This window comes from Chitinophaga niabensis (assembly GCF_039545795.1).
Lineage (GTDB): Bacteria > Bacteroidota > Bacteroidia > Chitinophagales > Chitinophagaceae > Chitinophaga > Chitinophaga niabensis_B.
This window is the reverse complement of the sequence record NZ_CP154260.1, coordinates 165,240-178,723: the sequence shown is the minus strand read 5'-3', so window position 1 is coordinate 178,723 and position 13,484 is coordinate 165,240. Positions and strand designations below refer to the sequence as shown.

The 13,484-nt window shown below is 47.9% G+C and carries 10 protein-coding genes; 5 read left to right on the top strand and 5 right to left on the bottom strand.

Going from position 1 to position 13,484, the window contains the following annotated elements; translation table 11 throughout:
* Positions 1-21 precede the first annotated feature (21 nt).
* The 5 genes from AAHN97_RS00690 to AAHN97_RS00670 all read left to right on the top strand — a co-directional run bounded on the left by AAHN97_RS00690 (position 22) and on the right by AAHN97_RS00670 (position 3,191).
* Entirely contained in the window at positions 22-582 is a 561-nt protein-coding gene (locus tag AAHN97_RS00690) for a DinB family protein (RefSeq protein ID WP_343305665.1), read from the top strand.
* A gap of 101 nt (positions 583-683) precedes the next feature.
* Positions 684-1,010, top strand: a complete 327-nt coding sequence (locus tag AAHN97_RS00685; protein WP_343305664.1) for an ArsR/SmtB family transcription factor — start codon at positions 684-686, stop codon at positions 1,008-1,010.
* Entirely contained in the window at positions 1,007-1,471 is a 465-nt protein-coding gene (locus tag AAHN97_RS00680) for an SRPBCC domain-containing protein (RefSeq protein ID WP_343305663.1), read from the top strand. Before AAHN97_RS00685 ends, AAHN97_RS00680 begins: the two co-directional genes overlap by 4 nt.
* A 180-nt stretch (positions 1,472-1,651) precedes the next feature.
* The gene (locus tag AAHN97_RS00675) at positions 1,652-2,167 is read left to right on the top strand and encodes a hypothetical protein (protein ID WP_343305662.1); all 516 of its coding nucleotides are present in this window, start codon (positions 1,652-1,654) and stop codon (positions 2,165-2,167) included.
* A 19-nt stretch (positions 2,168-2,186) separates the two neighbouring features.
* Positions 2,187-3,191 (top strand): patatin-like phospholipase family protein, encoded by a 1,005-nt coding sequence (locus AAHN97_RS00670; protein WP_343305661.1) that lies wholly within the window; start codon positions 2,187-2,189, stop codon positions 3,189-3,191.
* Positions 3,192-3,345: 154 nt separating this feature from the next.
* Here the strand turns inward: AAHN97_RS00670 and AAHN97_RS00665 are convergent, their stop codons facing one another.
* The 5 genes from AAHN97_RS00665 to AAHN97_RS00645 form a co-directional block, all read right to left on the bottom strand.
* A complete protein-coding gene (locus AAHN97_RS00665) occupies positions 3,346-5,223 on the bottom strand; it encodes a M1 family metallopeptidase (protein ID WP_343305660.1) in 1,878 nt (625 codons plus the stop codon).
* A gap of 72 nt (positions 5,224-5,295) precedes the next feature.
* A complete protein-coding gene (locus AAHN97_RS00660; RefSeq protein ID WP_343305659.1) occupies positions 5,296-7,446 on the bottom strand; it encodes a DUF4157 domain-containing protein in 2,151 nt (716 codons plus the stop codon).
* Positions 7,447-7,458: 12 nt separating this feature from the next.
* Positions 7,459-11,397 (bottom strand): DUF4157 domain-containing protein, encoded by a 3,939-nt coding sequence (locus AAHN97_RS00655; protein WP_343305658.1) that lies wholly within the window; start codon positions 11,395-11,397, stop codon positions 7,459-7,461.
* Positions 11,398-11,406: 9 nt separating this feature from the next.
* Complete coding sequence (locus AAHN97_RS00650; protein ID WP_343305657.1) at positions 11,407-12,081, bottom strand: chitosanase; 675 nt, start codon at positions 12,079-12,081, stop codon at positions 11,407-11,409.
* A 30-nt stretch (positions 12,082-12,111) separates the two neighbouring features.
* A complete protein-coding gene (locus tag AAHN97_RS00645; RefSeq protein WP_343305656.1) occupies positions 12,112-13,479 on the bottom strand; it encodes an ATP-binding protein in 1,368 nt (455 codons plus the stop codon).
* Between the last annotated feature and the right edge of the window lie 5 nt (positions 13,480-13,484).

The following is a 13,484-nucleotide window of genomic DNA, read 5'->3' as shown; positions in this document are numbered from 1 at the left end:
AAGACGAATAAACGGGACCATATGAACAAGCAAGCTATAAAAACCTTATTGAACACAAGTTTTACAGATTTCTCCACTTTTATAGACACCCTTTCCAATCACCGCTTTGTGGTTTCGCCGGAAGGCAAATGGTCCGCCGGTCAACAGCTGGACCATCTGATCCGCAGCGCCAAACCAGTGAATAAAGCACTTGGATCACCAAAATTCCTTTTACGTTTCTTTGGTAAACCCGCTGCTAAATCCCGCTCCTACGAGCAGATGAAAGAGGCTTATGTAACAGAACTGGGCAGAGGCGGCGTAACCACCAGGCCTTATATACCGCCTGTTACGGAAGCGGATCAACGGGAGATCCTACAGCAACAGATGCATGCACAACGGGATAAAATGATTGCGCTCCTGGATAAATGGACGGAAGAAGAACTGGATAAATACCAGGTGCCGCATCCCCTGCTGGGAAAGATCACCATACGGGAGTGCCTGTACTTTACGGCTTATCATAATCACCATCACTTACATACATTACAGGTGAGAGAAAAGCCCAACCAGCCCTGGGCAGAACAACTGGAAAGGGCATTATTCTAAATAGAATGGCATCTCCATATAGAAGGGGGAAATAAGGTCGGCCGGCCTTGTTTCCCTCTTTTGTTTTTGCGTAAGTGATTACTTTCGCATATTATTGTATCATGAGAAGAGATGTATTCCAGGCTATTGCCGATCCCAATAGAAGGGCCATACTGGGCATGCTGGCAGAAAACCAGCTGAACCTGAACCAGGTGGCGCAGCATTTTGATATTACCCGCTCTGCGGTATCGCAGCACATGAAGATCCTCACGGAATGCGGCCTGGTGGTGATCACCCAGAAAGGCAGGGAACGTTACTGTGAAGCAAAACTGGACAGGCTGAGTGAAGTGGCGGACTGGATGAACCAATATAAAAAGTTCTGGGAAGGCAAGTTCGACCTGATGGAAAAGGCATTGAAAACGATCCAGGCTAAACGCAAAAAACAATGACAGAACATAGAATGTCCAGCTTCCGTGTGTTTGATGCTCCGCGTGAACTTGTTTTTAAAATGTGGACGGACCCTGAGTATTTAGCCATGTGGTGGGGACCGAAAGGATTCACCAATCCTGTTTGCGAAATAGGCGTGCAACCCGGAGGGCGTATTCTCATTATGATGACGGCGCCTGACGGATCAGTATATCCTATGCGTGGCGTATTCAATGAAATCCAGGAACCGGAACGGATTGTTTTTACCGCATGGCCGGAAGATGGGAATGGAAATGTGATCCTTGAAGTAACACATACGGTTACGTTCATTGCTGAGAACGATAAAACCAGGCAGGTGATTGAATCCGTTGTGCGTAATTCTACTTTGCCACCGGAAGTGTATGAAAGTGAAATGAAGAAGGGATGGAATTCCAGCCTGGAAAAACTGGAGGCACTGCTGCAGAAGCTGGTAAAGAGTTCTTGATCCTTTTGTAACGTTGCCTGTACGTGCGGGATATAAACCTTTCAGGCGTTAGTGGCAATGCCACTAACGCTTTTTTCATTATCTTTATAGCGCAACCCCTTTCTTCATCACAGGCAGGTTCCAGGCATACCCCAAAACAAAAAACATCGCGCCTGCTACCTCCTGCTAATCGTCAATTCCATGAAAAGTAAATTCATTTTACTGTTCCTGCTATGTTGCTATCCGCTGCGGAATTTTGCGCAAAGTGAATTTCCCAAAGGATGGATCTTCCCGCTGGAACTAAGCCAGGGTGCAGTTACGGCATTTGATCAAAGCCCCGATCTGTACCTGGCCACTCTTGCATTTTCTCCGCAGATAGCTGTGATCCCCGGCAGGCTGCGCCTCGGCGTTACCGGTGGTGGGGCCTTCACCAACAAACGCATTTATGGCATCGGTGGCGGACGGCTTTCACTCATGTTATCAGATGGACCCAAAGTGATTGAAAGCACCGTGTTCAACATTCAGCTGGTGGCAGAACATCTCTGGGGCACCAAAGATCAAAGACTGGTTGGCGGAGGCCTGGCTGTTGAGATCGGTACACTTGCTACCATCTCCATTAAATCCCACAGGGATTATATGCTGAACAACTGGTGGTTCCAAGGTACACTGGGCATTAACCTGTTCAGGAAAAAGATTGCTCCCCCACCCGATCTATAACTTTTAAAACCCAACACTTATGCCCAAAACTGCATTGGTGATCAGCGGCGGTGGCTCTAAAGGAGCATTTGCCGTAGGCGTGCTGAAATACATGGCCGCTACACCCAAAATAACCTTCGATACTATCTGTGGAACCAGCACCGGCTCCTTAATTGCGCCCATGGCTGCATTAGGAGAGATCAACCTGCTGGAAAAACTCTACACCACTCATATTACCAGCGATGTGATCACTACCGGCAATGTGATCAACCGCTTTGCCAGCAAAGATTCCTATTCGCTCTTTGATGCACAACCCTTAGCTACGCTCATTAAAAACACTTTCACAGATGCACATTATGATGCGTTGCTGAAAAGTAAAAAAGAAGTATACCTCACTACGGTATGCCTGCAATCCGGCAGGATAGTGTATTTCACGAACAGTGATCTGCCCATGACCTCTTCTGATTATGATGTGATCCGCGTGCAGAACAGTAGTGAATTACGCCGTGCCATGTTTGCTTCCTCCTGCCAGCCTGTTTTTATGCCGCCTTACCAGGTGATTGAAAAGGAAAGATGGCAGTATGTGGATGGTGGCCTGCGGGAATATGCCCCTATTGAACTGGCTATTGATAATGGCGCTACGGAAGTATATGCCATCCTGCTTACACCGGAAACACCGGAAGTAGATGATCATCATTTTAAAAGCCCGTTCGAGATACTGCAGCAAACACTGGATTGGTTCACCATGGATGTGGCCATTAACGACCTGAAAATGCCAAAGTATGTGAACAGAAGCCTGCAGTATATCAAGGCCGTGAAAGCAAAAATGAAGGAAGCCGGATTGAAGCCAAAAGAGATCGAAGCCTTCTTTGATATTCCCTTTGATAATCCCTTCCTGGGGAAAACAGACCTGAAATTGCATGTTATCCGGCCGGAGAAACCCTTAGGCGGTGGCCCGGGCGGACTGACATTTGAACCGGCGGCTATGAAGAAAATGGTAGCTTATGGGGAGGAAATTGCCCGGAATTACTTTGAGGGGCTTTAGCTTATCCATGCTTCATCCTAGCTTCAAAGTAGCTTAAACCCGCACCAAATCACAACATGAAGCTAGGATGAAGCATGGATGAAGCTACCATAGCGGGTTTATAAATTCTGTTTAACATAATTAAGGGCTGTCTTTATGACAGCCCTTAAAATATTTATCTGGCAACTGCTTTGTTATTCCTTCGTTCTATATCCGCCATCCGCTGGCTGGGATCTATCTCCAGGCTTTTCAACTGGCCCAGCGGTACATCCAGCGTAAAAGTATAGGTAGGATGCGTCCATCTCCAGCCGTCATGTACTACCTGCCTGATAACAGGGTCTTCATTGGGCTTGTTGGCAAACATCAGGGTTAAAGGGATATAGTGCATTTCCTTCCTGCCATCTGCATATTCCACCTGCAGATCAATGGGCATGGGGAATTCCTCTACGCGGCGGAGGCGTATAGTGGCTTTGCCGTTCACTTCGTAAATGCTGTCCAGCGCATAATCGATATGTTTGGTGCTGTTCACAAAGTATTGCAGGTACCAGTCCAACTGAATACCGCTTTCCTTTTCCATCACCCGGATAAAATCACGGGAGTTGGGATGTTTGAAACGCCAGTCCTTATAGTAGCGTAAAAGCCCTGCATCCCGGTTAGCGGCGCCGATCACATATCCCAGTTGTTCCAGGAACACAGCGCCCTTGGAATAAGCGGAAGTGCTGTAACCATAATTGGTATTGTAATGATCGGAGTGGGTGCTCATGGGTTCTTCAAAAGGGCTGCTCACCAGGTTAAAATAACTGCGGTAAGATTCCGATTGATGCCAGCGGCCTTTGAGGGAATCCAGCGTATTACCGATCACGTTGTTTTCTGCGAATGTGGTAAACCCTTCGTCCATCCAGGGGTAGAGGCTTTCGTTGGTGCCCAGCATACACTGGTACCAGCTGTGCATCCATTCATGGATAGCCACGCCGTAAAGGCCTCTCATTTTACCGTTACCCATGATCAGTGTGGCCATGGGATATTCCATACCACCATCTCCACCCTGGATAAAGGAGTATTGTTTATAGCCGTAAGCGCCGTAGTGTTTTTTAATGTAAGCATATGCAGCAGGGATCATTTCAACCAGCTGCGGCCAGGTCTGGCGCGTGGTATCATTTTCCTGGTAGAAGAAATGTGCGGTGAAACCATCTATTTCTTTGGTGATGTGTTTATAGTCACGGTCTGCGGCCCACACGAAATCAAATACATTCGGGGCCAGGAACTTCCAGGTGAGTGTATTGCCTGCGGGCTGTGTTACTTTCACACCTTTTGCTTCATAACCGTAGCCAATGTTGTTCGGGTTCTGGAGATATCCTGTAGCTGCAATTACATATTTCTTATCCATGGTGATGTTCACCTCAAAGTCCCCCCAAACACCGTAGAATTCACGGGCAATGTAGGGAGTAGGGTGCCATCCTTCTGCATCGTACTCGCATAATTTAGGATACCACTGCGCCATGGAATAGTCGATCCCTTCTTTGTTGTTCCGGCCGCTGCGGCGGATCTGTATGGGTACCTGTGCTTCAAATTCCATGTCAAACACTGTACTGCTTTTGGGCAGGATGGGTTTATCCAGGTCTACCACCAGGACGGTTTCTTCCGTGCGGTATACCTGTTGGCGTCCATCGCGTTTGAGGGAGATCACTTTCTGGTAGCCGATCTCATCCGGCTGCAGTTTGGAGATACGGTCTGTTACCCTGGAGTCCCAGTCGTATTTATCGTTTCCCTTGGCATCTTTGCCTATAGGGCTTTTCCCCAGCTCCCTGCTACGCACATCCATCATGCTGTTGGGTTGAAAAGCATTCCATTGTAAATGGTAGAATACCCGGAACAAAGTGTCCGGTGAATTATTCGTGTACTCCAGTCGTTGTTTTCCGGTAAGGCGGTTGGTCTTTACATCCATCTGTACGTCCATTTTATACTTCACCCTTTGCTGCCAGCGGTCTGGTTGTGCCCAGGCTGTGGAAGTGGCGAGTAAGCATAAAAACGCCGGAAATAATGATTTACTCATATTCAGATCGTTGGTATAAGGGACGAAAATAATGAATTTAGAATAGGGTGCAGGGGTTTTAGGATGTATGGTTTAAGGCGCTTTCTTAATATGGCCGGCATACCGCGGATCATCAGGAAGTATGGGATCAACCGGATCAGGGAAACTATGTGACAACATATTGAGATAACGGCTTCTTAAATACGCTTCTCCCTTGAGCTTTTTCTCCAGTTCTGCGGCGGTTTCCTTTTTAATGCCATAGTTCTGCGCAACCAGCCAGTTGGCGAAAGCCGAAGGATACTTGTCATTATCCATGATGATCTTGGGTTTGTTCCCACTCAGGAACATATGCGCTTTCCCGCCACGAATATCTTTTTCGTAATCAGCCTGCGTGATTTCCGCGGAGATGTAACCGGTTTTGGCAGAGAGTGCTGCCGGAGCTACTTCGATGATCTGTCCTGCCGTCAGCTTATCGGGATCTTTGATACCCGGATTATTCTTGAGAATGTCTGCCTTCATCCCTGTACCATTAAAATGTTTGGTACAAAAATCATCCATGGTGGTAACACCTGCATCCACCGGTATCTGGCGTGCCTTCAACCAGATTTCCTGACCGAGGCTCAAATTATCAGGGTCTTTCATTTCCGGATTCAACTGCTTTATTTCGGCGGCAGAAAGTGAAAGGCTGTAACGGGTGATCACCTGATCCAACTTCGTATCCGCATTGCTGGCTACCTTGATCAGGTCCTTCTTTCGTAACCGGTTGTAGAAGTTGTAATCTTTGCCGAATTGTGCGTCATTCGCCCACAGGTCCTGCATTGATTTGGTATCTGCAGGGCTTCCGGTGAAGTTTTGAAAAGTAAGCGCGAAGAAATATTCAAACAGGTCCGGCGCAGTCACCATGGGCTGGTTTCCTGCAGAACCGAAGAAACTCCTGAAGCTTTCCAGCACATTTTTATCCTTTCCTACATTACATCCGCGGATTTCCAGATGTGTTGCGCTGGTAATGGGCTTACGGCCACTCTCCAGGTTCTTCAAAAAAGATCCTTTGCCGGAACCTTCCCGGATCCCTACTTTGATTTCATCCACCAAATCAGTCCCGGCATCATTTTTCAGTCCTTCGCCCAGGTTATCCGCTTCCGATTGGGTAAATTTTACAGTTGTTTTTTTAGCAGCCAGTGCAGTAACAGCTGCTGCCGGCAATGCTGCCAGGTTTTTCTTAAATGTAGCCGTAGCTTTCACATCCATACCTGTTGTAAGTGCTTCCGAATAACTGTTCCTCCGGAGGTTATTGAATTTGTCCAACAGGGCCTTGTTCTTGAATGTAACGGGACCACCAGTATCCGACACCGCAATATCCATAAAAACACCTTCCAGCACACCACGCAACATCAACCCTGCATTTGAACTGACGCCAGGTACAGCGGTGATCCCCAGCCCTGCTAATATAGGCTGTACGGCAGGGTCTCCCAACAATGTGGTAGTCCAGCTCGCAAAAGTAGCGTCATCCATCAATACTGCCGGAGCTACCAGATTATTAAACGCCTGTTTGGTATTAAGTTCCGCATGCGATTTACCGAACCCGCCGGGAGACAGGTCTTTCATCATTCCCAATTTCAAACCCGTTGGGTTCGCATGGGCCACAATACGGAACTTGTCGATATTGGTTTTACTTTTTGCAAGGTCCAGTAATATGTCTTCCACGGTATCTACTTTTTTGACATTGGGGTAGCCCCAATTCTTAAAGTAGCCCTCTGCTCCATTGATAAATTCTTTTCCATCCTCTGTGTTCGTGGAAATATAAGTGGCGTATTCCGCACGCTGAATACTGCGCTGCACGTTGCCGGAACGCTGCTGCATCACATGCGTCAGTTCATGGGACAGCAGGTGCTGCCCGCTTGCAGATTCCGGTGCATATTCGCCTTTATTAAAATAAATATCATTCTGATGGGTGAATGCTTTTGCCTGGATGTGGCTGCTCAATTGTGCAGCCTTCGCATCATGATGAACACGTACATTACTAAAGTCTCCCCCCATTCTGCTTTCCATAAAACCACGGGTATGTGCAGGCAAACTATCTCCACTGCCGCCGTTTGCCAATGCTTCTTCAAAACCTTCTCCGGCCTGGTTGCCATTTTCTTTTTCCTTTGCCTGTACTACGGGCGCAAAAAAAGTCTGCGGCGCTTCCTGTTGCTGGAGAGGTGTTGTGCTTTGTTGCCTGCAAATGCGTGTTCTGTAATTCATGTTTTGGATGTTTTATTCAAAACGGATCGGTATACCATAGAATTGTTGTTTCCATTGGAAGAAAGAGCCCTTCGCGGTTTTATTCATAATAAAGATAGCTGTTGCCGCAGCAATATCGGTTTTGCTCTTGTCTTTAGGCGAGAGTACAATTTGCCAGCCATCCCCTTCCTTAATCTCATCCAGGTTATGGAATTCTCCGATGGCCAGCCATTTATTTACTTTTTCTCCTTTTATTTCAGTTTCGATGAACTTGATATAAGCGCCTACCCTAGCATTGCTTTCCAGCTTCAGAAGTATCATGGCGCGCCCGTCTATCTTCGTGAACTTGCCGCTGTCCGTATCTATACTGCTCCAATCATAGCCAGTAAGGTCTGCTGTTAATTGTGCTCTGCTTGGCCAGGGGGCATCCCATACTTTTTGTTCTGCCTTGTCGATCGCTTCTTTTTCCAGGGTCTTTTCCGCCTTTTCAAATATGTTATCCTTTTTAATGCCATTCTTATTATAGAAGGCCATGGTGGTAGCCGCACCCGCAATCCCGTCCGCATGCGCACCAACGGCTTTCTGCATATCATAAACAGCATCCGCAAATTCTCTGGAGTCGGCTTTCAGGCCGGGCTTCTTCACAAAGAAGAAAGGCGTCCAGCCAAGCAGGCTTTCATACCATGCGTTGTTACGGGTTGCATTATCATAATCAATTTTACGTTCTTCTGTTCCCCCGCCTTTTTTATCACCATCCTTTTGTTCACCTGCGCCCTTTTGATCACCTGAGCCCTTAGGTTTGTCTTCTTTCGGTTTTTCTCCTGCCGGCTTATCCTCTTTCGGTTTTTCTTCCGGCACCTTGCCACTTTCCACATTTTCCAGTGCCTTTAACAGGTTGATCTTGCCGGTTTTTGCATTCCGCCCTGCTTCCACCATCTTCCTCAATTCATCCGGTGTTTTGTTGGCTTTCTTCAGCGCTTCCACCATTTTCTGCATGTCTTCCTCAGACATTTTTCCTTTACTCACTTCAAACACCTGTTGCAGATCACCCATCATCTGGTCTTTATACTCAGCTTCCCATTCTTTCCTGATCTTCACGATAGCAGGGTCATTGGGATTGATATTTTCAAGACCTTTGCCGATGGCGCCCATCCCTCCGCCACTGCCGCCGACCACTTTCTCTTTACGTTTGCAGGCAATGTCCACCATATATGGTTTCAGTGGGGTTGTTGCTAACAAGTCTATCATCAGGTTATGCAGCTTGTCACCCACAATAGCATCCATCAGCGCCTGCGCTGCAGGTTTTGCTATGTTATTTTCAAAATATTCCGTGCGGGTCAATAACTTGAGTGCGGCAGACATCCCTATTTGCGCTACCAGCCCCCACAAACAACCCAATGCCGGCGGTGTACCGCAGGAAATGACCTGCACACCCACGCGTACGGCAATCTCCACTTTATCCAGTATTTCCCGCCAGCTGTTGATCGTATCCACCGCATCAGAGAATTGTTCAATCAGTTTTTCATGTTTCTTCACTTCTTCATCCAGCTTATCGCGGAACGACATGAACTGGCAACATTCAGGTTCAATTTCCTTCAGTACTTCTTCCTTACTTTCATCCAATGCTTTTTCCAGCTTGCCTACTGCACTGTCAATGATCGAGTTGATGCAGTTCACAAACCCCTGGAATGCAATACCGATCATCTTTTTGAAGATATCTATGCCCAGCTTCACAATGAGGTTAACGGCCTCTTTCTTCCAGCCATCAAACAGCCCTTTTGACTTAACACCGCTACTCATCTTATCCCGGTGTTTCTTAAACCTTTCCTTGATCTTGTTGAACATTGCTTCGAGCTTGTCCAGCGTTTTGCCGAAACGGAAGCGCAAAGCACCGTAGATCCGGCCTTTATAACTGCTCCATAGCTTGATGCTCTGCACATCTTTGATCTGATCTGCCATTGGTTTCGGTGGCGTCAGCTTCAGTTCTTTATCTACCTTGGCTTTTTTGAGCAGCCCCTTCGCTTTTTCTTTCAGGAACTTCTTGGGCTTGGCCGTGCTATTCACCCAGTCCTTCCGTTTCTTTTCCCAATCTTTGGCCTTTACATCCCATTCATTATCTTTTTTCTGCACCCTGTTCCCCGCCTTACTCTGGATCAACGGAACTGCCGGCGCTGCATTACTGATGCGCTTGGCATCCAGCCCTGACATTTTGGGCTTCTTCTCGTGCAATGCTTTTAATACCGGGTCTATTGCCTTACGCTGGTCAGCAATTGCAACGGAGACATCTTTTTTTGGGTCAATATCCTTGATCAGGAAGTACACCATTAATCCATCTCCTACATTGTACACCCAGCACCGTTGTCCGGTATTCTTTTTCAGAATGGCGCCCTTCCCAGTTTTCAGATGTTCGGTATCAAATTTTTTGTAGTTGATGGCGTCCGGGATCAAGGGCTCCAGGTCCAGGTAATGCCCGGAAATAGTAGGCGGTGCGGGTGAACCGATATCTTTATGCACCTGCTCCACAAATTTCGGGAAGCCCTCTTTATAATAACTTTTCTGGTTAACACCGGTGCCGACTAATTCTTTTGATAATGGGAAGTCAGCAAAGAAAAGTGGTTTCAATTCACCCACCCAGAAATTAGCCGGGAAGTTCGGGCTCCAATCCCACTTATTGTTTTTGTCAAGCTTAGGCCCACGTGCGATCTTACCGGCATTCTGTTTCATCTCTGCGGCCTTCTTACCACTCTGCATGAACCGTTTGTAGGAATACTGCACGTCTTTCACATCTCCCCCGGCACCGCGTATTTCAGCCTGTACAGCGGAAACAACATGTCCGTCTGCTTTATAAAAGTCGGCATACCCTGCATTATTGATCTTCATCCCGAAGCGCGTAGCACCAGGCACGCCGGCTTCTGTGATCAGGTCTTTATCATTGCCCCGAAGCCCTTCCTGGATCCAGCTGTGCGCCCAGTTACCGATCTTTGTTTCTTCCGCCCGCTGGATCTTTGGCTGAACAGGGGAACTGCCTGTCTGTTGTACCACATGCGTCAGTTCATGGGCCAGAAGTCTTTGCCCCACAGGCGAACCCCCATCATATTTATTCTGATTGAAGTAGATGTCTGGCCCGTGCGTAAAGGCCTGGGCATTAATAGAACTGCTCATGGAAGCGGCCCGGCTGTTATTGTGAATACGCACGTCACTGAAATCCTGCCCGAACCGGCTTTCCATATTTTCCCTCACGTCTGGGGCCATGGGCTGCCCGCTTCCTTTTGTGGCGTGCAGATCTGATTCAAAAGTGCTGGTGGCTGGCGATGGTCCACCGGCTTCTGCTTTAGGGCTTACGGTTTCTTCTTCTCCCACTGATTCACCACTATCACTGTCTTTCGCCTGTTCATCTGCCGGTTCCTTATCATCATCCAACTCTTCTTTGGAAGGGGCTGGAATAAAACAATCATCGCATTTGCGTTGTACCACCGGCGAATCAAGGGAAGCACCGCTGTATGGCGAACGTTGCAATTTCCCCTCCTCCTCGCACTGACTGCATTTACGTTGCAACAAACCATTGGTTTTCGGCTGGAGTTTTTCCTCTTCTTCACAGTGCGCACATTTCCGCTGTAACGGCAGCTCCTCTTCGCTGCTTTCTTCTTCCCGCTGTAATTTTTCCTCGGCATCGCAATGCGCACATTTCCGCTGAACAGCCACAGCAGGGGCTGCGGAAAAAGGTATTCCTGATGATCCCGCTTCCGGCATCCGCATTACTGTATCTGCGACCATATCCGCTTCTCTTTCCTGCGGGTCATCGGGTGGACTGATACTCAATTTCGCCTGCACAGGCAATCCACCGAAGAAGGATGATCTGCCTTCACTGTCGAAAAAAGAACCTGACCCGGCTTCCTGCGTGAAGGCCGGTGCAGTCGGGTGTTGCACATGTGTGGTATGCCCGGTTGTTCCTGTTTGTGCGTTTGTCTGCAAGTACCTGGTTTAAACGATAGTTTTTCCTTGTGTGGTCACCGGTTGATCCAGCATCCAGTTCCCGCGTTTCATTTCATTCAGAAAACAATTAGCGCGGTAAACAGTAGGCCGCAGTACTTTTTTGGAATGTGTTGCCAGCCAATGTTTCCTGGCATTTGTATACGCAGCGATCCAGCCCTTTTCATCTCCGCCACGCAAAGGGGTGCGTTCAGAAAAACGGGTGCGCAGAAAACCGGGAATACTTCCGGAATGGATATAACTGTCATAGATCACGAGTAAACTTAATGGCAGCGCAAACTGTTCCCCATTAAAAAAATGCAGGGCTGGTTGAAAATAGAGGATCTCGAATGTTTCATCCTGAGCCTGGTGCATAATAGGATCTTCCCGCGCGCTTTTTTTCAGCAGTTCTTTAAATGCTTTGTTATCTACCAATGGAACACTACCCACTTTCGGCAGAAACACCTGGAAGTCCGCAGCAAAAACACCATTCAGGGATACATACCGTTCCAGCAAATTGCGCAGATTCCCCTGCTCCGTGGTCTGGCTTCTCCCATATGTGATCTGGCGGCTGTTATTCCTGCCGTCAGGAAATATTGCAATCAGGTCGTACTCCCCTTCCGGCGTACCGGTTTCGAATACGTTCACGATCTGCATGATCTTGGTTTTTATAACTGGAGTGATCATCTTTAAAAGATTATGGTAATGAGTGAATACTTATTTTCCTTCTTTTTCCAGCTCTCTCTTCACACCGCGGATAATGTCATTATTAGATACCGTGTACACCCCTTTTTCAAGGGCAGCCAGGCAAACGTACTGTACCACATTCATGATATGTGAACCGGTCAGTTCGTAACTGGCAGCGATGCCCCGAAGGTCCACATTTTCTTCCATGGAGATCTCCGGCGGGAAAGCTTTCTGTAGCAACAGCAACCTTTCTTCCTGCCGTGGTGGTGGGAAATAAACGATGGAGTTGAAGCGCCGGATAAATGCATCATCCATATTACTTTTGAAATTAGATGCCAGAATGGTCAGCCCGGAATGCATTTCTATCCGCTGCAACAGATAAGAAACTTCCTGGTTGGCATATTTATCATGCGCGTCCCTCACCCCTGTCCGTTTCCCGAAAATGGCATCTGCTTCGTCAAAAAAGAGGATCCAGTTTTTATGTTCCGCTTTATCGAAAAGCGTGGCCAGGTTCTTTTCCGTTTCTCCAATGTATTTGGAAATAACCATGGACAGATCGATCCTGAATACTTCCCTTCCGGTATATTTGCCGAGCAATGTGGAAGTGAGTGTTTTACCGGTACCTGGAGGACCATAGAACAACACGCGGTAACCGGGTTTCAGCTTTCTGCCCATCCCCCATCCGCGCATTAAAGTATCATGATGTTTAACCCAGCTTTCCAGTTCGCGGATCTGTTGCCACACACCTTCCGGCAATACCAGGTCATCCCATTCCATTTGTGTGGAGATATGTTCTGCCGGGAAGTTCATGGACAGTTGCGGCAATCCTACTTTTCCTGTCGTGAACACTTCGGCAAACTCTGCATCCAACAGCAGGCGCCCGCTCAGAGCAGGTTCACCATTACGCATGGCTTCAAGAGAAAGTATTTTCTCCCGGAATAAAAAACTATCCTCACTGAAGAGCGGTAATAATGCCAGCCTTGCTTTAGCATCAGATCCTGCCAGCAGGAACATGACGGTTTCTCCCGTTGGCAATGTACCCCGGTGGTTCTGGCCTTTTACACCGCCGAACTCGGGAAATTCTCCGCCCTGCGTCAGGAACTCATGGATGATACCATCAAAGAACCCGGAAACGATGTGCGGAGCCAGTGCGCTCAGCAGCAATATTGTTTCAGCTGTAGATGGCCGCGCATGCCGCACGAATCGTGCAAATGCCGATCCATCCAGCTCATTGGGCAGGCCCAGCGTAATCGGCGTAGGTTCGGCACCGGTGAAATGCATCTTCAATCTGCCTCGTACATAATGTTGCAGATAGTCCAGTCCGCTGATGAGGTAATTATCCATCAGGCCGTTAGCCTGGTTATCTGTTGCGAATGTTGTATCGGTTGCCTGATTCATGGTCT